This is a genomic window from Planctopirus limnophila DSM 3776, from assembly GCF_000092105.1.
GTDB classification, from domain to species: domain Bacteria; phylum Planctomycetota; class Planctomycetia; order Planctomycetales; family Planctomycetaceae; genus Planctopirus; species Planctopirus limnophila.
The window spans coordinates 4,467,548-4,488,800 of the sequence record NC_014148.1; the positions used below are offsets into that span (position 1 = coordinate 4,467,548).

14 protein-coding genes are annotated in these 21,253 nt (G+C 52.7%); 9 read left to right on the forward strand and 5 right to left on the reverse strand.

Annotated features, from left to right (window positions below; all coding sequences use genetic code 11):
* Positions 1-125 precede the first annotated feature (125 nt).
* Both ispH and PLIM_RS23210 read left to right on the forward strand, forming a co-directional pair.
* Positions 126-1,070 carry a 4-hydroxy-3-methylbut-2-enyl diphosphate reductase gene (gene ispH / locus PLIM_RS17775; protein ID WP_013111699.1) on the forward strand — a complete coding sequence of 315 codons (945 nt, stop codon included), beginning with the start codon at positions 126-128 and terminating at the stop codon, positions 1,068-1,070.
* A 293-nt stretch (positions 1,071-1,363) separates the two neighbouring features.
* Positions 1,364-5,152, forward strand: coding sequence for a protein kinase domain-containing protein (locus PLIM_RS23210; protein ID WP_013111700.1), 3,789 nt, complete (start codon positions 1,364-1,366; stop codon positions 5,150-5,152).
* 55 nt (positions 5,153-5,207) lie between these two features.
* On the opposite strand, the gene PLIM_RS17785 is transcribed toward PLIM_RS23210, so the two are convergent.
* The gene (locus PLIM_RS17785) at positions 5,208-7,310 is read right to left on the reverse strand and encodes an ATP-dependent helicase (protein ID WP_013111701.1); all 2,103 of its coding nucleotides are present in this window, start codon (positions 7,308-7,310) and stop codon (positions 5,208-5,210) included.
* Between the two features lie 82 nt (positions 7,311-7,392).
* A complete protein-coding gene (locus PLIM_RS17790; protein ID WP_013111702.1) occupies positions 7,393-7,833 on the reverse strand; it encodes an acyl-CoA thioesterase in 441 nt (146 codons plus the stop codon).
* A 470-nt stretch (positions 7,834-8,303) separates the two neighbouring features.
* Between PLIM_RS17790 and PLIM_RS17800 the strand changes: the two genes are divergently transcribed.
* From PLIM_RS17800 to PLIM_RS17815, 4 genes are all read left to right on the forward strand, one after another.
* Positions 8,304-8,744 carry a hypothetical protein gene (locus PLIM_RS17800; protein WP_013111703.1) on the forward strand — a complete coding sequence of 147 codons (441 nt, stop codon included), beginning with the start codon at positions 8,304-8,306 and terminating at the stop codon, positions 8,742-8,744.
* A gap of 82 nt (positions 8,745-8,826) precedes the next feature.
* Positions 8,827-9,756, forward strand: a complete 930-nt coding sequence (locus PLIM_RS17805; RefSeq protein ID WP_013111704.1) for a hypothetical protein — start codon at positions 8,827-8,829, stop codon at positions 9,754-9,756.
* Positions 9,757-10,237: 481 nt separating this feature from the next.
* Positions 10,238-11,443 carry a bifunctional diaminohydroxyphosphoribosylaminopyrimidine deaminase/5-amino-6-(5-phosphoribosylamino)uracil reductase RibD gene (gene ribD, locus PLIM_RS17810; RefSeq protein WP_013111705.1) on the forward strand — a complete coding sequence of 402 codons (1,206 nt, stop codon included), beginning with the start codon at positions 10,238-10,240 and terminating at the stop codon, positions 11,441-11,443.
* 103 nt (positions 11,444-11,546) lie between these two features.
* Positions 11,547-12,896, forward strand: a complete 1,350-nt coding sequence (locus tag PLIM_RS17815) for a DUF1015 domain-containing protein (protein ID WP_196349475.1) — start codon at positions 11,547-11,549, stop codon at positions 12,894-12,896.
* Positions 12,897-12,968: 72 nt separating this feature from the next.
* Here PLIM_RS17815 and PLIM_RS17820 read toward each other — a convergent pair whose 3' ends face one another.
* Together PLIM_RS17820 and PLIM_RS17825 are read right to left on the reverse strand one after the other, a co-directional pair.
* Positions 12,969-13,538 carry a PIN domain-containing protein gene (locus PLIM_RS17820; RefSeq protein WP_013111707.1) on the reverse strand — a complete coding sequence of 190 codons (570 nt, stop codon included), beginning with the start codon at positions 13,536-13,538 and terminating at the stop codon, positions 12,969-12,971.
* Position 13,539: 1 nt separating this feature from the next.
* Positions 13,540-14,013 (reverse strand): helix-turn-helix domain-containing protein, encoded by a 474-nt coding sequence (locus PLIM_RS17825; RefSeq protein ID WP_013111708.1) that lies wholly within the window; start codon positions 14,011-14,013, stop codon positions 13,540-13,542.
* Positions 14,014-14,314: 301 nt separating this feature from the next.
* Here PLIM_RS17825 and asnS point away from each other — a divergent pair, with 301 nt between their 5' ends.
* The 3 genes from asnS to PLIM_RS17850 all read left to right on the forward strand — a co-directional run bounded on the left by asnS (position 14,315) and on the right by PLIM_RS17850 (position 20,550).
* Positions 14,315-15,733: an asparagine--tRNA ligase gene (asnS, locus tag PLIM_RS17835; RefSeq protein WP_041402147.1), complete on the forward strand. Its 1,419-nt coding sequence runs from the start codon at positions 14,315-14,317 to the stop codon at positions 15,731-15,733.
* 347 nt (positions 15,734-16,080) lie between these two features.
* The gene (lepA, locus tag PLIM_RS17840) at positions 16,081-17,886 is read left to right on the forward strand and encodes a translation elongation factor 4 (RefSeq protein WP_013111710.1); all 1,806 of its coding nucleotides are present in this window, start codon (positions 16,081-16,083) and stop codon (positions 17,884-17,886) included.
* Between the two features lie 1,245 nt (positions 17,887-19,131).
* A complete protein-coding gene (locus PLIM_RS17850; protein ID WP_230849337.1) occupies positions 19,132-20,550 on the forward strand; it encodes a sulfatase in 1,419 nt (472 codons plus the stop codon).
* Positions 20,551-20,698: 148 nt separating this feature from the next.
* Here PLIM_RS17850 and PLIM_RS17855 read toward each other — a convergent pair whose 3' ends face one another.
* Positions 20,699-21,217, reverse strand: a complete 519-nt coding sequence (locus PLIM_RS17855; RefSeq protein ID WP_013111713.1) for a hypothetical protein — start codon at positions 21,215-21,217, stop codon at positions 20,699-20,701.
* Between the last annotated feature and the right edge of the window lie 36 nt (positions 21,218-21,253).

The following is a 21,253-nucleotide window of genomic DNA, read 5'->3' on the forward strand; positions in this document are numbered from 1 at the left end:
GGATCTCTGCTGGAAACGAGCCCTTCCTGCTAGAATATTGGTAATAAAGTTTTGCAGGCCATGGGTATGAAAAGTGTCCCAAGTTGGCCTCAACGAACCAAGTGATGGCCTGGCGGGAAAGACGGATGCGGATACTTCTGGCAAATCCTCGTGGCTTTTGTGCTGGTGTGAACATGGCCATTGAGTGCCTGGACGAAGTGATCCGCATGTTCGGGCCGCATGTCTTCGTGTACCACGAGATTGTTCATAACAAGTATGTCGTCGATCGATTCACACGTCAGGGTGTGACTTTTGTGGACTCGGTCGAAGAAGTCCCCGAAGGTTCAGTGCTGTTATACAGTGCCCATGGTGTTTCGCCTGTCATTCGGCAGGCAGCCCGTGAGCGAAAACTGCAGACGATTGATGCCACCTGCCCGCTGGTGACCAAGGTGCATCTGGAAGCCATCAAGTACGCCCGGGAAAAGTACAATATTATTCTCATCGGCCATGAAGGTCATGACGAAGTGATCGGCACGATGGGTGAAGCTCCTGAGAGTATTACCCTGGTCGAGACCGACGAAGATGTGGCCAGTTTACCCTTCACAGCAGAGGATCCGCTGGTTTACCTGACTCAGACAACACTTTCGGTCGAGGAAGCCGGGAGAGTGGTAGCCGCCCTGAAGGCGCGATATCCGCACATCAAATCTCCGCCAAAAGAAGATATCTGCTACGCGACGACCAACCGACAGGAAGCTGTGGCTCAACTGGCGGCCGAGGCCGATCTGGTGATTGTGCTGGGAAGCCAGAACAGTTCGAACAGCCGCCGGTTGATGGAACTTGGCAGTGGAGGCAACAAACCTTCGTATCTGGTGGATGGCGCTCACGAACTCAATCACGCCTGGTTTGAGAATGTCGAATGCGTGCTAATCACGGCTGGTGCCAGTGCTCCCGAGGTTGTTGTTCAGGATTGTATCGAATACCTGCGAACCAACTTCGGTGCGAAGGTGGATGAACGCACCATCCGCGAAGAGCACGTCTCCTTTCCGCTGCCTAAGGAACTTCGAGCCTTGCAGAAGTTGCGCATAGAGTAATTGCCGGCATTCTGGAGGACTTTTCAACGGGAGTTTTCGTCTAAAAGTCCATTCAGAAATTCCAGAATGCTCTACCAGCACAACTGTTCCGTATCGAATGTCAAGTGATATTTGATCGACTCTGGAAATCAGAAAGTCCAGGTTAAGTGTCGAATTGGCACGCCTTCGGGGCACTATTCCAAAATAAGAATTTTATATCGGATGCCATATTTTTATGGTATCTCATCACGACCTGAGCTTTATGCCGAGAGCTCGCCTTGCCTGGCTTATGATTTCATGTCGTAAAACACACGATGACTCACGATCAAACAGATTCCGCTCGATCAATTGAGAAAACCGTTGATCAACCAAGCAGCCAGATTCAAAACACAGATTGGAACCTGCTGTTTGGGATAATTGCTGTTCAGATGAATTTCGTGACACGTGACCATTTTCTTTCGGCAATGAAAGCGTCGTCAGCCAACGATGCGCGACCACTAGGTGAGATTCTTGTCGCAACTGGCGCAATGACCGTCGAGCACCACAAGATGCTCGAAGCTCTCATTAATGCCTTGCTTCAACAACATGAAAACGACCTGCACAAATGTCTGGACGCATTAAGTTCTATCTCGTCGATCAGGGAAGATCTCGATCAATTGCAGGATCCTGAACTTACTGTTCGCCTTCAGCGGCATTTATCTTTAGAACCAGCTTCCTCTCTCTCTGTTCACAAAGAATCAGAGACTTCTGACTCATCGAAACTTCGCTTTAAAATCATTCGACCGCATGCTAAAGGTGGTCTTGGTGAGGTATCTGTCGCTTTAGATCAAGAACTGAATCGGGAAGTGGCCTTAAAAGAGATTCAGAAAAAGTATCTGGGTGATCCTGCCAGTCGTGAGCGATTCTTACAGGAAGCCGAAATCACTGGTGGATTGCAGCATCCGGGTATTGTTCCCGTTTATGGACTGGGAACCTTCCCGGATGGAAGTCCTTTTTATGCGATGCGTTTTATTCGCGGTCACAGCCTGAAAGATGCCATCGACTCCCATCACAAAGCCAATCAACAGCGACAAACAATTCCGTCAGAAAAAAGACTGGAACTCCGAGAGTTACTGGGACGCTTCATTGATGTCTGCCAGGCGATTCAGTACGCCCATAGTCGAGGAGTTCTGCATCGTGATTTAAAGCCCGGCAACATTATGCTGGGAAAATATGGCGAGACTCTGGTTGTAGACTGGGGACTCGCCAAAGTTCTCGGGCATCAGGAAATTCAATCTGAAGAATCGCTTTTAGTTCCTTCGTCGTCCATCAGCAGTTCCGGAAAGACTCGCCCGGGATCTGCATTAGGAACTCCCGCCTATATGAGTCCTGAGCAAGCAGCAGGGAAGCTGGATGAACTTGGCCCGGAAACAGACGTCTATAGTCTGGGGGCTACCTTATATCATCTTCTGACAGGCCAGTCGCCATTCGATGGTAAGATCCATGAAGTGATCGATAAGGTTCAGAAAGGGGAGCTTGTTCATCCCCGAGATATCGCCTCGAGCGTTCCTCCCGCCCTGGCTGCTATTTGCCTGAAAGCGATGGCTCACAATCCTCAGCAACGCTATAGCTCTCCGCAGCAGATTGCAGATGACATTGAACGATGGCTCGCTGATGAGCCAGTCAGTGCCTATTCGGACACCTGGTCCGATCAGTTATCGCGTCTTGAAAGAAAGCATCGTGCATGGTTCCGGGCTGGACTGGTTTCTGCTTCCTTAATTGCAATTCTGGCTCTGATTTCCACCCTGTGGATCAACGCTGAGCGTAAACGAACCGACAAGTACGCCAGGTCAGAAGAGCTTGCCAAGAACAACGCCCTCAATGCGAAGAAAACTGCCGAAGAGAAAGAGCTCGAGTCTCGCCGTCGTCTTTATATCGGCAACATGAACTTCGCTCGCCATGCCTGGGAAGAAGCCAGACTATTTCAGCTGACACAAATTCTGGAAAAGACTGCCCCCGGAACATATGCTGATCAATGTCGTGATTTTGAATGGTACTATTGGGATCGCAAGGCAAAGGAAGAGCTCAAGACTCTGCAGGGGCATGCCTCTGGAGTGCATAGTGTTACGTTCAGTCCTGACGGAAAACAACTCGCTACAGCAGGTGGTGATTCAACGGCCAGGGTATGGAATGTCTCGACTGGGCAGGAAATCGTGACTTTGCAAGGTCATACTTCCTACCTACAGACGGTCGCTTATAGTCAGGATGGAAGCCTTCTGGCTACTGCCGGCGGCGATAAGACCATTAAACTCTGGAATCCATCAACCGGGCAGCTAATTCGAACACTTATCGGGCACTCGAATGAAGTATCGCAAGTGGCATTCAGCCAGGATGGAATGCGGCTTGCCTCTTCGAGTAGAGACATACTGTCTTTCCCGAATAAAGACATCACAGTGAAAATCTGGAATGTCCTTACAGGAAATGAAATTATTACCCTTTCAGGGTACACAGATGGGGTACTTGATATTGAGTTCAGTCCCGATGACAGGATCATTGCCGCAGCAGGTGGTGACGGTCAAATAACTCTCTGGAATGCAACCACTTATGAAAAGATAACAAGTTTCAAATGTCATCCCTACGCAATATTTGATATCGCATTTAGCCCCGATGGAGCACAAATTGCTTCAGCCAGCGCGGATCGCACTATTAAAATCTGGAACACAAAGACGTATGAAGAAGTCAAGACGTTCCAGGGACATCTGGGCGCTGTCTCCGATGTTGTCTTCACCCCAAACGGTCACCAGATTGTTTCTGGGAGTGTGGACAGAACCATTAAAGTCTGGGATGTAGTGACAGGGAGCGAATTAGTTTCTTTTGCTAGTGCTTCCAATGCACCGATGGGTGGTGCGACTCTCGGAGTCGCAGTTAGCCCTGATGGATCCAGAATCGCATCAGCAGGCGATGACGGAACCGTCAAGCTTTGGGATGCATCGCTGACTTTCAATTCCATTGTCGGTAAAGGGCATACTCAATCAGTCAATTGTGTCGCATGCAGTCCTGATAACAGCCGAATTGTTACCGGCGGCCAGGATGAACTGGTAAAGATCTGGGATGCTTCTACCGGCATTGAACTTGCGACGCTTAAAGGGTACCCAGGGTCTGTTCGGGCTGTGGCATTCAGTCCTGATGGATCCATGATTGCTGCTGCGGGAATGGATACTCGCAGAAATCCAGTCCGTCGCGACCATTCCATCAAGATCTGGAATTCAACCACCTATCAGGAGATCGCTACACTGAGTGGTCATGAGCGATTTATAGATGATATTTCTTTCAGTCCCGATAGTCAGAGAATTGCATCAGCATCGAATGACATGACGGCGAGAGTGTGGGATGTTGCAAAGGCGAAGCAGATTTGTCTGTTCAAAGGACACAATAAACTCGTCATGTCTGTCGCATTCAGCCCCGATGGGAACAGGGTTGCTTCTGGAGGTGATGACAAAACTGCGAGACTATGGGATGCGCGTACCGGTCAAGAATTGATGACATTTAATGGGCATGAAGCAGTCGTCTCTGCTTTACAGTTTAGTAAAGATGGCACCTTGCTCGCGACTGGAAGTTGGGACAGTACCATTAAGCTTTGGGATCCGATCTCTGGTCAAGAATTGAAAACACTTACGGGTCATGCGGGATTTATTAATAGTCTCGAATTTAACCCCGTTGGTACTCGTCTTGCTGCAGCGTCCACAGATGGAACAATCAAACTCTGGGATATTTCGACAGGCGAGGAGACACTGCTACTCAAAAAATTCCATCAGAAGGCCACCTCTCCAAAGTTTGTCAATGAGGTCGCTTTCAGCCCTGACGGCACACGACTTTTCTCGGCGCATATGGACAATTCGCTAGTCATCTGGGATGCAAGACCATGGACAGATGAATTGCGATTGCAGCAACAAGCCATGTGCCTGCTGAATTCGGTATTTCAGCCAAAGAGCACTCGCGAGAAAGTATTTCATGCGATTGAATCAAATCAGACCTTTATTGAGCCAGTAAAACAACTGGCATTGAAAATGGCCTCTTCTCTGCCGCTTGGATCTCTTCAAAAGGCTTCAGAAGCACGCAAGTGAAGCCATTGACGCTGGCAACAGGTCTGCTCATCACCTTAAGAACCCGTGACATCGCTTATTCCCACATGCGGCCGATTTTTTTGCGGACATCGGCGGTTGTCAGTCCGTTGGCGATGTGGGTTTGACTTGCAGGCTCTTGAATGCGGGGTGTGACGACTTGCCAGGCTGTCAGAATGTCATCCGGCAGGAAGCGGGTGCGCTGGGAGTAGCTGTGGCGGTCTGACTGATTCTTGCCGTGAAAGTAATATCGCTGTGGATGATAAACCTGCAGATGCGTTTTCGCGCGCGTGAGAGCGACGTAAAACAGGCGGCGCTCTTCTTCGATTTCGCGCGGGTTGCGTGTCGCCATATCGGCCGGGATGTTTCCGTCAGCCGCATGCAGAACATAGACGGCATCCCATTCAAGACCTTTCGCAGAATGAATCGTTGAGAGTGTGATCCAGTCTTCATCGAGCAGTGGGTCTTGAGCAAAATCCTGCGTGGAAGTGGGTGGGTCGAGAGTCAGTTCTGCGAGAAATTGACTGCGGGATTCATACCGGGCGGCAATGATTTCGAGTTGTTCAAGATCGCGCAGGCGAGCGGGTGCGTGATCGTACTTCTGTTCTAACAGGGGAGCGAGAAACTGGCGAACCTGCGCGAGTTGCAGGGGAAGAGGAGTTGTGGTTTGACCACCTTTGACCAACGTCCGTAACAGAGCCACAAAGACCGGCCAATGAATTTTCGTCGCTGCGGCTGGGGTATGTTCGCGCCAGGGTTCAAAGGCAGAACTCCCTGATCCCAGGCGTTCTGTCAGTTGACGGGCCGTTTTAGGGCCAATCCCGGGCAGCAGCAATAACACACGCAGTGCGGAGACAATGTCTCGCGGATTTTCGGCCAGCCTCAGCATGGCCATGGCATCTTTCACATGAGCTGCTTCGACGAACTTCAGCCCGCCAAACTTGATGAAGGGAATATTTCGGCGAGAGAGTTCAATTTCGAGAGTGGCGCTGTGATGCGAAGCACGAAAAAGGACGGCCTGTCCTTTGAGGGAAACCCCCATTTCTCGCAGTTCCAGAATGCGCTCGGCGACCAGTGTGCTCTGCTCATTGTCGTCGCGGCAATTGACGAGTAGCGGCTTCCCTTGTGGTGGACGGTTGGTCCATAGTTGCTTTTTGCGGCCTTCGGTCGCCAGTGACATCACGAGATTACTGGCTGCGAGAATCTCGGGAGAACTGCGATAATTTTGTGAGAGCGTAAGGACGTTGGTGCCGGGATATTCCTGATCGAACCGGAGAATGTTCTCAATCGTGGCGGCTCGAAACGAATAGATCGACTGGGCGTCATCTCCGACGACCGTCAGACCCTGACCATCGGGACGAAGTGCCCGTACAATTTCGCCCTGCAGGGCATTGGTGTCCTGATATTCATCGACAAGGACAGCTTTGTACCGCTGTCTTAAAAGTGGGACAGCAGGGCTATCCTGCAGGAGTGCCAGCCAGAAAAGAAGGAGATCGTCGTAATCGAGGATCCGCTGCTCTTCCTTTCGCTGGGTGAATAATTGAAACAAGGCTTTAAGCCCGGCCTCATGCTCGGCACACCACGGGAAAGTCTCTTTCAGAACGAGGCTTAAGGGCTGACGGGTATTAACACAGCGGGAATAGATTTCGACACAGGTGCCTTTGAGAGGAAACCGCTTTTCCTGGCGTGTGATGTCGAGTTCTGAGCGAAGCTGGTTCATCAGATCTTCGGCGTCACTGCGATCGAGAATCGTGAAGTCGGCGTCGAGTCCGAGATACTGACCGAATTCACGCAGATGTCTGGTGGCAATGGCATGGAACGTCCCACCGACGACATGGCGACCATGAATGCGTGCAATGCCCGGCGACTTTGCAGCCACCGCGAGAAGTTGCTCGACCCGGCGGATCATTTCAGCAGCCGCTCGACGAGTGAAAGTCAGCAGCAGGATTTCGCCAGGGTCGATCCCTGTAGCGATCAAATGAGCGACCCGATGGACGAGAGTTGTGGTTTTGCCTGTCCCGGCACCGGCAATAATGAGCAGTGGAGCCGGCCCAGCCTGAGCAGCGGCCCGTTGCTCGGGATTGAGATCCTGCTGCCAACGGGAAAGATCTGCTAAAGGAACTGATGGAGGGCTGGCTGTCTGTGGGGAATCGGTTGTCATCCGTGAACTCGTGATCGTGACTGTGGGCCTGAATCGATGCACTCAATCCGTCAAGAGTGATCAAACCTGTCTGGGCAATACCTTATGGAGCATCGTTTGAAGTGCCGGCAAAATTCACAGCGGGAAGTCGATCGAGATACGAAGGGGGAATCTCAATGGCTTTTAAGGCCCCTTCCTGCATCGTACAGCAGACCGTGGTCATTTCGCCGCTGGCCAGGATTTTGCCATCTCGCGAGAAAACGTAACTCATGGTGAGCGAGCGCGTCGTCTGCCGGATAATGGTCACATCGATGGTGATGACTTCTTCATACCGGGCCGGCGCCCGGTAATCGCATTGGCAAGCCACTCGCGGCCAGCCGATCTCGATCCCTTCGGCCGTCTTTCCTGAAATCTTCAGCCCTAACGAGCGAAAGAATTCGTGCTCGGCCTGCTCCATGTACCGGAAGAAATTGGAGAAGTGGACAATTCCGGCCATATCGGTTTCATAGAACTCCACTCGGCGCTGGGTCGAGAAATGCGGCATGGACAGTTTCTGCCTTAAGGATCGGGAATAGTGGAATGACGATCGATGATGCAAAAGTTTCATCGAGTCGATGACCTGCAATACTGCTCTCATACGGATTCCAATATTCAACGGCGCTCCTTGGTATGGGGTGGCTGGGGTTGAGTCTTCGAACCCCCAGCGATTTTCGGAACGAACTGGGGGTTCGCGAAGACGCTCAACCCCAGCCACCCGCCCCGCAGTTGTTGATTGGAATCCGTATCAAAAGAGATTTTGCGAAGTCTGTTGGACTTTTGCGAATGATCGGAGCTGTCACTCATGGTTCAAAGACATGAATGCTCTGTTTGAAGAGTGAAAAATGTGGTGGAGCGGAACAACCAGCGGCCGGACGTTACAATGGAATTCTGCAGGCAGAATACGGGCTGTTTTCCGTGCGAACTGATGGACCGTGATGGGTTGGATGACGTTAGTTTTGAACAGGGTGCCGTCGAATGAGTCGATCAGCGAGTGATCTATTTGCCCAGAGAATTCTTGGTGAGATTGACCGGTTGATTCAGTTGGCGGAATCGCAGACGCGCCCGCTGGAAGTGGATCCTTACCATCGCGAATTGTTTCAGCTTTTCAAGTTGTCTTACGAAGCGGGTTTGACCAGTGGAGAGGCAACGCCCGATTTGTCGGCTGACGGAATCTGTCAGCAACTGGCGGCCATGTGGGGTTTGACATCGGCAGCGCAGACCTGGCTGACACAGGCAGCTCAGCTCCCTATGGCTCAACTGACAAGAATGCGCAGCCTGTGGTCTGTCATGCGGATGTGGATGGAGTGGGATTTCGCCTTGTCGAACATTCATCGGGATCTTTCGGCTGAGAACGCTGCTCCGGCAGAGGCCTCGGTATCCGGCGAGCCGGAGTCTGCTGCAGATCCTGTTTCGTGAATCAAGTGATTGCGATGATTGTGTTGAAGATCGCCAATCTGATGGATGTCTGATTTCTGGACTGAATGGAACTGGTGCCAAGATGCCTGCCCTGCTGGCTCGGGAAGAATATATCGAGCAGGCTTACTTCTTTCGGACGTTCCGCGAGCGGCTGAAAGAGGATTTGCCCACACAGGAGATTCTCCAGGCGCTGCAGGACGAACTGCTCGCTTCGACCAGGCTGCCCATGGCGGTCAATCATCTGCGAACCGAGTTATTGCACAGTGGTGTGATCTTCACCGGGATGAGGCAACTGGGCCATTATTTTACGTCCTTCCAGGCGTTTGTGATGGAGCAGGCCGAGCAGGAAGGGAGTCGGTTTGATCATTGGCTGGCACTCGAAATTCTCGAACGTGAAGCCGACTATAAATCGAAAGAGTCGCTGGCTTCGGGATTGTTTGTGTTTCAGTTTGAATCGTTGGCACGCAATCGGCTGGGGTATGATCGCGGCCTCGATGCGATCGCTGGTGATCCGATTTATAACGAAGCATGGAAGATCTGGATCAAGCGTTTAAGAGCGCTCCTGGGAACTGTCGATTTCGCGGACCTGCTGTATCATCGGTCGGAACTGGCAGCTAAGAATCGCGAGAAACAAGCGGCCCAGAAGGCCTCGATCCAACAGCTTTCGCAGCCTGAGGAAAGTGGGAATGAGGCTGCCGAGGTGAATTCGACGACCAGTCGGGCACCTCAAGGAGAAGAAATTCTCTTCAGCGATGCGGCTGGGCGAATTGCCAAAGCGAATCATGGCAAGGATCCGCTCTATCTGTTCGCGGCACTGCAAAGGCAACTGGGATATCCGGCAGTTCCCAGGCCGCAACGTGCTCTCAAGTTGGCCCAGACACATCCTGAGTTGGAGATGCGGCTTTCGCGGCTGGAACAGCGGTTGCATCTGATGGAAGCGGAGCAAGCGGGGAAACTGGATCTCAAGGAATTTCTCATGAAGCCACCCTCCTTTGGAGACGATCTCGCTTAGGATTTGCACGTAGAGTCCATCAGTCCTGACAGGATGAAGCCAAGACATTGTGGGAGGCATGCTTGCTCAGAGCCGCTGTCTTTTTCACATAACGTCACCCAAGGGTGGCACGACCCTGGAGCCCCAAAAATCCAAACAGTGCGAAAGGGCGTGGTCTTCGTGCCCTTCAACGTTACATTTAATGTAACACTGCATAGGAGGGAGTCGGATGTCTTCATCCGCCCCCAGTAACAATGCGTTGCCAGCACGAATGCATCCGCGATATGTTTTCCTGACTTGAGAGCATGTTTGTCATTAACAATCAGAGTCCAATGACCTGGGGGTCGGACAAGGACGTTTGATTCCAGCCTCCGAGTCGTGGGAGGCATGCTTGCTTGGTATTAACTTAAGACAGAGCCGCAAGCATGGCACTGAAAGAGCTTGGCACTGAGCAGGCATGGCACTGATCACGGGCAACCAATAACGGGGCCAAAGGAAGAACATGCGATTTCCAAACCCAGATGCTGTGATGGAATATGCCCTGATGCTGGCTCGTCGTGGTGTCGGGTTTGTCGAGCCCAATCCGGCTGTGGGCGCAGTGGTGGTGGACGAACATCTGCAACTTCTGGGCGAGGGCTGGCATGAAAAGTTTGGCGGGCCTCATGCCGAAGTGCATGCCCTGGCCAAGGCTGGTGAGAAAGCGCGCGGCGCCACGATTTACACCACTCTCGAGCCCTGCTCTCACTTTGGGAAAACACCTCCCTGTGCCGACGCACTGATTGCGGCTGGGATTCGACATGTAGAGACAGCAGTGATCGATCCTGCGGCTCATGTTTCGGGCCAGGGAATTGAAAAATTGCGACAAGCCGGCATCACGGTGAATGTTGGTCGCTGCGCGGACAAAGCCCGTGAACTGCTGGCCCCGTTTGTCGCCTTTCAGTGTGCCAATCGGCCCTGGGTGCATGCCAAGTGGGCGATGACGCTTGACGGAAAAATCTCGACGAAGACCGGGCATTCCCACTGGATATCGAGCGAGGCATCGCGGCGGACTGTCCACGAACTGCGGGGGCGTGTCGATGCCATCGTGGTCGGGATTGGCACTGTGCTGGTGGATGATCCCCAACTCAATGTCCGCCTGCCGGAAGACTGGAAAGGGCCAAGACGAACACCCGCGAGAATCGTTCTCGACTCGCGGCTATCGATCAGCCCGCATAGTCAACTGGTGCAGACAGCAAGGAAGATCCCCACGATTGTGGCCACGATCGGCCCGGAACATCTGCAGATGGCCGAGAGAGAAGCCGACTGGCAGCAACGGCGGCAAGTGCTGGAGGCCGCGGGTTGCCAGGTGTGGTCGCTGCCCTGTGGCTCGACAGATATTGGTCTGGCGCATCACCCGTGCTTGATTCATCTGCTGGATAAGATGCGCGCTGCCGGCATGGCCCATCTTCTGGTTGAGGGGGGCGCACGCATTCTGGGATCATTTTTGGATCTGGATCTGATCGATGAAGTGCATGCGTATATTGCACCGAAACTGGTGGGAGGATCGGCAGCTGCTTCACCCATTGCGGGCAAAGGGCGAATGACGATTTTCGACGGTGAAGAGTTTGCTTCGGGGGAGTTTACCACGATCGACAAAGATGCGTATTTCCATGGAATTCGCCGGGTGGCGATTGATCGTTTGCCGTGGTTGAGCCCTGTCACCTCGTAAAGGCTGGAAAAACTGACCCGGAGCGACAGGGTCGAACTTTTGGCTGACTTCTGCCACACTTCGCAGAGGGTTATCTGGCCGCAGTGACCCATCGTGGATGATTGTGGGCCGCTTGTTTGTCCTTTGTGAAATGTGCCAGGTTGATATGGTCGATGTGAGTCCGTTTTGTGGATGGCGTTATCAACTGGGTCAAGTCGGTGATCTGGCCGATGTGACAGCGCCCCCCTATGACGTGATTGGGCCGGAGGAACTCATCCAGTTCCGGCAGAAACATCCGGCGAATATCGTCCATTTGATCCTGCCGGAATCGCTGCCTGATGATCCTGGTCCCGATGAACGTTATCAACGGGCAGCTGCACTTCTGGCACAGTTCAAGCTCGATGGCATCCTGGCGCGTGATCATGCAGATGCCTATTACGTGTATCACCAGACCTTCGAGATCGCTGGTGAAAGATATGTGCGAAAAGGGTTTCTCGGGCGGCTCAAGCTCTCGCCATTTGGTGAAGGTCAGGTCTTTCCGCATGAGCGCACGCTGGCCGCACCGAAGGCGGATCGGTTGAAGCTCTTTCGTGCCGTAAAGACCAATCTTTCGCCCATTTTCGGTTTGTATGAAGACCCGGCCGGTGAGGTCGAGCAGGTGCTGACCACAGCCCTGGCAGGTCAAACGGGGGTACAGCTGATCGACGAACAGCGAGTCCTGCACCAGCTCTGGCCAATTTCCGACCCGCAGGTGATGTCGAAAGTGACCTCGCTGATGAAGAGTCGGCCGGTGGTGATTGCGGATGGACATCATCGCTATGAAACCGCCCTCGCCTATCGCGAGGAACTGGTGGCAACAGGCACGATCACAAATGAACTGCATGCCGCGAACTCGGTAATGTGCATGTTCGTCGCTTCGGAAGATGACGGGCTCATCGTGTTGCCGACACATCGCATCGTCAAAAACTGGCAGGGGTTGACGGCTCAGCAGATCGGCATGGCATTAACGCCAGTGTTTGAAGTGGATGTGGTCGGGAGTCATGCGACAGCAGCCCAGGATGCGTGGGATCTGGCACAATCCTGTGGGAATGGCTGTGCCCTCGCTCTGGGAACTTCTGCGGATTCGACGTGGGTGGTGGCCGAGTTGAAAGACGTGGCCTCGATGCGGCTGGCTTCTCCCGGCAAATCGGCTGAGTGGTGCCAGTTACCAGTCAGTGTGCTGCATCAACTGGTGCTGCCACGATTGGCACCACTGGTGCATCCACGGGAAGAAGCCAATCTGGAATACGTCCACGAAGATCAGACAGCCGCCCGCGCCATCGAAGAAAAGAGTGCCGGTCTGGCAGTGCTGGTTCCTGCGACGAGTGTCACCCAGGTGGAAATGATTGCCCAGGGCGGAGAGGTGCTACCTCCCAAATCGACCTACTTCTACCCCAAGTTGCGCTCGGGAATGGTGCTGAATCCTTTGACGTAGGATGGCAACGATTGAGCCATGCTGCTCCTCGATTCGTGTCAATTGTTAACTATCAACCATAAGTTCATCCGGTTAAATCCATTCTGTGAACTTATGCAGTTGAGTGACTAACTGAGTTAACCCCTGCGCATTCATGGTGGTGAGATAATCCTCGACACCTTTCGGAGGGTTTTTGAGACTCAATCGATGCCTTTTGACAGCGATGCAAACCTGACTTGGCGTTGTTTCAAACAGACTTATAAGAAAGTTGTCTGGGTGTAATGCTTCGATGCCGTATGGCTTCAAAGATGTCTCAGGGAAATCCTTGAAATTGAATGTCAGGATTGTGTTGGCTCTGGAGAAAATTGCTGCTGCCAGAACGTGTCGATCATCTGGATCTGGCAGTGCGACAGTTTCAATGAGCTGTTCGTAGCCTGTGATTAACCCGTCCGGAACAGAGGCTTCCATGAGTGCTCGAGTTAGCTGAAGTTGCTCGGGCTTCAGATCGGGGCGGTTGATGAGCAAATTCCTGATCCACTCCTCGTGAATAGTCGGCGTCCATTGGGGTCGAAACAGGCCCATCACAGCGAGATGCATGAGCAGATCGCGCAATGGAGCCGGGTAAAGCACACAGGCATCGCAAAGAACCGTCAGGTTTGCCACATCAGTAACCCATCCCCAATTCCTGAGCCTGGGCAGCCAGTTCATCCAGTGCTTGCAGTCGCTGCTGGTCCATCGCCTGTTTGTATTCCATTAAATCCTTGAACAGAATCCGGCGATGGGAGCCAACTTTTCGGTAGGGAATGAGATTGTTTTCCAATTGCTCAATGAGATAGGGCCGAGAAACATTGAGAATATCGGCTGCCTGCTGAGTGGTGAGTTCCACATGGATGGGAACAAGCATCACAGCATGCCCCTGAGCCATTTGTGCCAGGATATCCTTGAGAAGCTGCAACGCTGCCACTGGAATTGAAAGCGTCTCTTCCGGTAGTTCTTGAGATTGAATTCTCAGTTGCAGCGACAAGTTGGGGCTGGTCACATCGTAATGGGCCAATTGCCGGCAGCCTTCGAGCGCGAGTCGTGCATCGACGGATGACGGTGTGATCATCTCGGTAGTGACGTTTTTTTGTTTTGACATCAGCACGCACTCCTCAGAGGACAATCATACACACAATCGAAGCCAACGCAATATTCGAAATATTCGAAACAGTTTTTTTCAATCGGTGCCAACCGAATGCTGCTCGAAAAGCACTTTCGAACTCACAAGATTTGTCGATGCGAAACGTTGCTTTGCCAAGGCTGTTCTTTTGACTCACTTCGCGGGAGAATCTGGACAAAGTCGGTGTGAGTTCGTACCGGTGTGAGTTTTGTTTCGGGCTCGAAGAATTCAATGCCTGTTGCCCTTAAGGGGCGACCTCACGGATGAAAGTGTGCCTGCCATGCGGACGAAAGTTGCTGATTGCCTGAAGAAAACTGCTCCTGGAACGATTGTCGATGTGCGTGGCTGGGTGCGAACGCGGCGGGAGTCGAAACAGGGGTTTGCCTTCATTGAACTCAATGATGGAAGTTCGTTTGCCAATCTGCAGATTGTGGCCGACAAGTCGCTGCCGGATTACGAGGAATTGATCAAGCTGGTGCAGACCGGGGCGAGTCTGGCAGTGACAGGGGAACTCAAGGAGTCGCCAGCGCAAGGGCAGAAGGTGGAACTGCATGCCCGGACTTTGAGAGTGCTGGGACAGGCCGATGCCGCGAAGTACCCGCTGCAGAAGAAGGGGCACAGCTTCGAGTTTCTGCGGGAAAAAGCTCATTTGCGGCCGCGCACCAATACGTTCGGTGCAATGGCTCGCGTACGCAATGCGATTTGCGACGCCATTCATCGCTACTTTCAGGATCGCGGTTTTCTTTACATTCACGCGCCGATCATCACGACGAGTGATTGTGAGGGAGCCGGTCACATGTTTCAGGTGACAACGCTCGATCTGGCAAAACTGGGACAGTTGCAGGGTTCCAGAAGCAGTGAAGCTGGCAAGCCTTTCGAGATTGATTACACGAAAGACTTTTTTGGCAAGAAAGCCGGTCTGACAGTGAGTGGTCAGCTCGAAGGCGAGATCTTTGCCTGCTCTGTGGGGGATTGCTACACGTTTGGGCCGACGTTCCGGGCAGAGAACAGCAATACCACCCGGCATCTGGCCGAGTTCTGGATGATTGAGCCAGAGATGCCCTTCTATGAGCTGGAAGACAACATGGCTCTGGCCGAGGACTTTGTCCGGTCAGTGATCAAGAATGTGCTGGCGCGCTGCCCGGATGATCTGCAGTTCTTCAATGATCGCATTGAGCCGACGCTGCTGGCGACACTCGAGAACATTTCGGGACATGACTTCATCAAGCTGACATACACCGAGGCGGTCGAGATCCTGCTGAAATCGGGACAGAGCTTTGAGTATCCAGTCGGCTGGGGGAAGGATCTGCAATCGGAACATGAACGGTTTCTGACCGAGAAACACTTCAAGCAGCCAGTGATCCTGACGGATTATCCGCGAGAGATTAAATCATTCTACATGCGGGCGAACGATGACGGGAAAACCGTCCGGGCCATGGATGTGCTTGTCCCTGGAATTGGCGAAATCATTGGTGGGAGTCAGCGTGAAGAGCGACACGAAGTCCTCATCAGCCGCATGCAGGAATGCGGTTTGAATCCGGCCGATTACTGGTGGTACCTCGAACTGCGGGAGTACGGCACAGTTCCTCACAGTGGCTTCGGGCTGGGCCTGGAAAGAACCGTGCAGATGATTACCGGCATGCAGAATATCCGCGACTGCATTCCGTTCCCGCGAACCCCGAAATCGGCTGACTTCTAACAACTGCCAGCCAATAAAAGAGGCCTGTGAATCGGAGCCGATCCGCTACAATACTTCGCGATAACAGAGAATCTGTCGGTGGGGAGCCAGCCAGGCTGCTTGACCCCAATCGGCAGGCTCGCGACACTGAAGTTGGCCTGGCGATGGGAAATCCAGGCTGTGGCGTGGACGTTGTCTACGAAACGGCTTGGATAGCAGACTTTTGTGCAGCCAGCATCTCGGCCATGGCCAGGTATCGCAAACTATTCCTGTATCATCATTTAGATCATTTTTCACGAACCCGAATTCATCTTGAACTCTGGTTCCACTGAACAAAACTATCCACACAAAACCGGCTCAGGCAGTCCATGTTTGATCAGCGATTTATTCGTAACTTCTCGATCATTGCCCACATTGATCACGGGAAAAGCACACTCGCAGACCAGCTTCTGCTGAAAAGTGGAGCCATTACCCAGCGGGAATTCCGCGAGCAGATTCTCGATGATCTCGATGTGGAACGAGAACGCGGCATCACGGTCAAAGCCCGGGCGGTGGCTATTCATTACACGCTGGACGGTCAGGAATACGAGATCAATCTGATCGATACGCCCGGTCACGTGGACTTTCATTATGAAGTCTCGCGAAGTCTGGCCGCTTGTGAAGGGGCGTTGCTGGTTGTGGATGCTTTTCAGGGAGTGCAGGCTCAAACAGTCGCCAATGCATATGCAGCGATTGGTTGCGATCTGGAAATCATCCCGGTGCTCAACAAGATCGATCTGCCGGTCACCCGCATTCCGGAAGTGATGGAAGAAATTGAATCGGTGGTGGGGCTGGATACATCGAATGCACTCAAAGTCTCTGCAAAAGCCGGGATCGGGATTGAAGATGTCTTTAAGGCCATTGTCGAGCGAATACCAGCACCCAAGGGGAAGCCGGACGATCCATTACGGGCACTGGTCTTCGACAGCAAGTACGATCATTACCGCGGTGTGGTCACTTACATCCGTGTGAAGGAAGGGACGATTTCCAAGGGCCAGAAAATCTATTTCATGAAGGCAGGCACAGCCCATGAAATTCTGGAAATCGGTCAGTTCCGGCCCCATATGCTCCCTTGTGAAGAACTGGGACCTGGCCAGGTGGGTTACATCGTCACTGGCATTAAAGTGCTGGGTAACGTGCATGTCGGGGATACCGTCTGCGATTATCTGAGGCGACCAGCCGCTCCACTTCCCGGTTATGAGATTCCTCAGCAGATGGTGTTCTGCGGGATGTACCCGATTGATGCCTCAGATTTTGAGCATCTGCGGGAAGAACTCGCCCGCATGAGCCTCAATGATGCCAGCTTCAGTTTTGCCGCCGACACGAGCGAAGCGTTGGGCTTTGGTTTCCGCTGCGGATTTCTGGGGATGCTCCATATGGAGATCATCCAGCAGAGGCTCGAAAAGGAAGCCAATGTCGATCTGATTCAAACGGCACCCAACGTGACGTATCAGATTCTCAAGACCAATGGAGAAGAAGTTTTTATCGATAATCCTCAGGAAGTCCCTGATGCGGGTTCGATTACTGAGTTTCGCGAGCCGATTGCAAAAGTCGCGTTCATTCTGCCGAGTGACAAGATCGGCGCGGTGATGCAGATGTGTGCCGACCGCCGGGGTGTCTTTGTCACCACCGAATTCTTAGGCCCGCAGCGGGCCCAGTTGGTGTGGGAACTTCCACTGGCTGAAATCGTGTTCGACATGTACGACAAGCTCAAGAGTATCACTCAGGGATATGGCACTATGAACTACGAGATTATCGGCTACCGTGCCGCTGATCTCGTGAAGATGGATATTCTCGTGAAGGGCGAGCGGGTCGATGCGCTTTCCACAATCGTCCACAGGACGTCGGCAGAAAGGCGGGGCCGGGCTTTGTGTAAGCGGCTCAAAGAGGAAATCTCCCGGCATCAGTTCGAGATTCCCATTCAGGCCGCACTGGGGGCACGAATTATCGCCCGTGAGACTATTTCTGCGGTTCGTAAAGACGTGACTGCCAAGTGCTACGGCGGCGATATCAGCCGCAAGCGCAAGCTGCTGGAAAAGCAGAAAGAGGGCAAGAAGCGCATGAAGCAGTTCGGCTCTGTCGAGATCCCCCAGAAGGCCTTCCTCTCCGTGCTGGACACGGGGAATGATGAGTAGGGGTGACCGTTCCGTCCCCCGTAGGGTCCGCTGTGCGGACCATATTGGGCTTATCGCCGGAACGAGAGATGAAAGTTAGTAGTTAGTAGTTAGTAGTTAGTAGTTAGTAGTTAGTAGGGCAGGCTCCCGCCTGCCGTCCTTCCAGCAGATAACTCAGCCACTCCCAGTTGCATGGCATGAATCGCCCAGTTCCCATAGCCTGCGAGATTGACCCATGGATCGGTGGTGAATTCCTGCGACCGGCTGCGGCCACCACCACAATGAGTCCTGACCCCTTTGTCTCTGCCTAAGTATCAAAGCGCTATTCACATTCGCAAGACAATAAAGGATCCCGCCTTCCCACGAATAACATGCGCCCACGATACCATCTTGCCGCTAGGCAGTGCTTCACAATCTATCATCAGGAGGCCCAAATCTGCCAACAACTAAGATGGAAATATAGAGAATAACTATATATATAACCGTATAAATAGAACCCTGAACCAAGAAATGAAGACTAGCAATCAATCCAGATCTACCCAACATGACTACCACAAATGAGGGTAAGATCGTCGCAACGAATAACCAAAAAAGAAGCCATAAGTTGATGAGCGTTAACAAGACTGACGCAACAGCCCCTCCAGCAGACATCAGTGAGTCAAATAGCGACATATCAGCCTCCCCCGTCATGATAGTGATGCATCATGGAATACTCGCTTCCATTTGTACGTCAGCTCTATCTATTCACCACTTTTATTCATATAGATAACAATAACTTCTGTCCCCTCGCAGGGTGGCACAGGTTGCTCGTCCGCGAGCTCCCTGTGTGCCGGAGGCAAAAGAGGCTTCGTTGCCGGAAGAGTCCGGATGCGGATCACTGTTCATGGTAGATCGTGATCTTTCAGAACTGCAATAGAGCCAGAACCCTCCTGTGGCTTCACCACCCCGGTAGAACTCAGGATATCAACCGGGGCCACCCTGCGAGTGCATGATACAACTCACCCGCCTCACAGGCTCCTAGTATTCCTGGTATCGCAGCAGGCTTTCAAACACCCGAAACAAAACAATCAGTCCTGACCCATTTGTTTCTGTGACCCATTTGTTTCTGCGCTGTTTCTCTGTTTCTGCTGACCCCTTTGTTTCTGTGTCTCTGCAAACGCTTATCGATTTGACTATGCACGCCCATTCATGGGAACCTGTGTGAATGAATCGGACAGGCAACGGTCCGAGCGATCTCTGACTGTAATCTCTTAAAAGACAATCCCCATGAGACAATTCGCATTGATGGTGCTGGCTTGGGTCTCCCTGATCTCTTACGCGTTGGCTGCGCAGCCGAATGTGCTGTTGATTTGTGTCGATGATCTGCGGCCTGAATTGGGTTGCTATGGTTCGCGAAGTGTTTCGACCCCGCACATCGATGCGCTGGCGAGTCGCAGCCGGTTGTTTACCCGGCACTATGTGCAGGCTCCGACCTGTGGGGCCTCCCGGTGTACGCTGCTCACCGGCCGGTATGGCCCGGCTGGAAACAATGCACTCTTTGAACTGGCCAAACGCCGCAAACAGGATGGCGAAGCGGTACCACCTTCCATGCCCGAATACTTTCGTGGAAAAGGGTACACGACGGTTTCGGTCGGAAAAGTTTCGCATCATCCCGGTGGTCGCGGCGGAGCCAACTGGGATGATGACAACCTGAACGAAATGCCCGGCGCCTGGACTCGACATCTCATGCCCACCGGCCTATGGAAGCATCCCCGGGGAGCCATGCACGGATTGGCACATGGTGAAATTCGGGCATCGGAAAAAGGGAAAATGGCGGTCTTTCAGGCGACTGAAGGGACCGATGACATTTATCCCGATGGTCTGATTGTCGAAGAGTCACTCCGACAACTGGATGTGCTGACCAGCGAAGACAAACCGTTCTTTCTGGCGGTGGGATTGATTCGGCCTCACCTGCCGTTTGGATCTCCTGCAAAATACTTCGAGAAAGTGAGCCAACTCCCCTTATTGCCCATTCCTCATCCGGAAAAGCCGACCTGGCCATCGACGTGGCATGGCTCGAATGAGTTGAGGCAATACCAGTTGTGGGAGAAAGATCCTCTCAAAGATCCATCATTTGCTGATGAAATTCGTCGGCACTACTACGCCTGTGTGACCTATGCCGATGCGAATGTGGGCCGCCTGCTGGAAAAGCTGGCTGCCACGAAAGGGGCCGACAATACGATTATCGTGCTGTGGGGAGACCATGGCTGGCATCTGCGTGAACATGCGGTGTGGGGAAAGCATACCTTGTTTGAAGAATCGTTGAGATCGCCGCTGCTGATCTCGACCGGTCAGTTGAAACAACCGGGGGAAGCGACGGAAGCCGTCGTCGAAACGATCGATATTTTCCCCACGTTGTGCGAGCTGACCGGGCTGGAAAAGCCCGCGTTTGTGCAGGGTGTGAGCCTGGTTCCCCAGTTGAATGATCCGAACGCTACGGGACATGCCGCTTTCTCGTACTCGGGGAAAACCCGGACGATACTGACAGATCGCTACCGCTTGATTGCTCATCCCGACAAAGCCGGAACGATGGAATTGTTCGACCATGCCGTTGATGCGGGTGAAACAAGAAACATCGCCGAGACTCAACCTGAGATTGTCAGCGCATTGCTGAAAGAACTCGACCAGCGACTTCCTCCTCGTTGAGGGCGGCCATGTGATCGTGACTTCGACATACAATTGGTAAAAAGCAAAAACGCCTCGCGGCTCAGGCCACGCGGCGTTTTTTAATGGAAGTTTTCAGATCACTTGTCAGATATCAATGCGGCCGTTCTCAAGAATAGTCTCTTTCAAGTTATGGATAGAACGGGCTGTTGTTGTTGCGGTAGCTGTTGTTGGCCGATGGGTAGGTTCGGTATCGGTCATTGCTGTAGTAGTTCGAAGGTGTCGAATAGTTATAGTTATTGACCGGTGCCTGGTACTGGTATGGCCGACTGTAATTCACGGGAGCGTAAACCGGCTGGCCAAAGTTACTGCTGTTGCCGTAGTACCCGTTGTTGGCGGGGAAGCACTGGCCGTTGGCGCAGTTGACCGGTGGGCAGACACCGCCCGGGCAGTTTCCATAGACGCCTGTGTTGTTCTGGTAAGAGACAGGAGCGTACGAAACAGGACGGGCATAGCCATTGTTATAGGCTGGTGCATAGCTGACTGGCTGGTAGCGATTCACGGCTGGTGGGCAGTTCCCGGTATTGCAGTTATTAGCAGGTGGCTGGAGGATGCCCAGCCCCATGTTCGGCAACCATTGAGCCTGAGCTGACGATGCAGCCAATCCGATTGTCAGAGCGGCCATTGAGAAGAGTGTCTTGAAGGTCATGATTCGCTTCCTCTATGAAGAGTTTGCCGCGTGGAT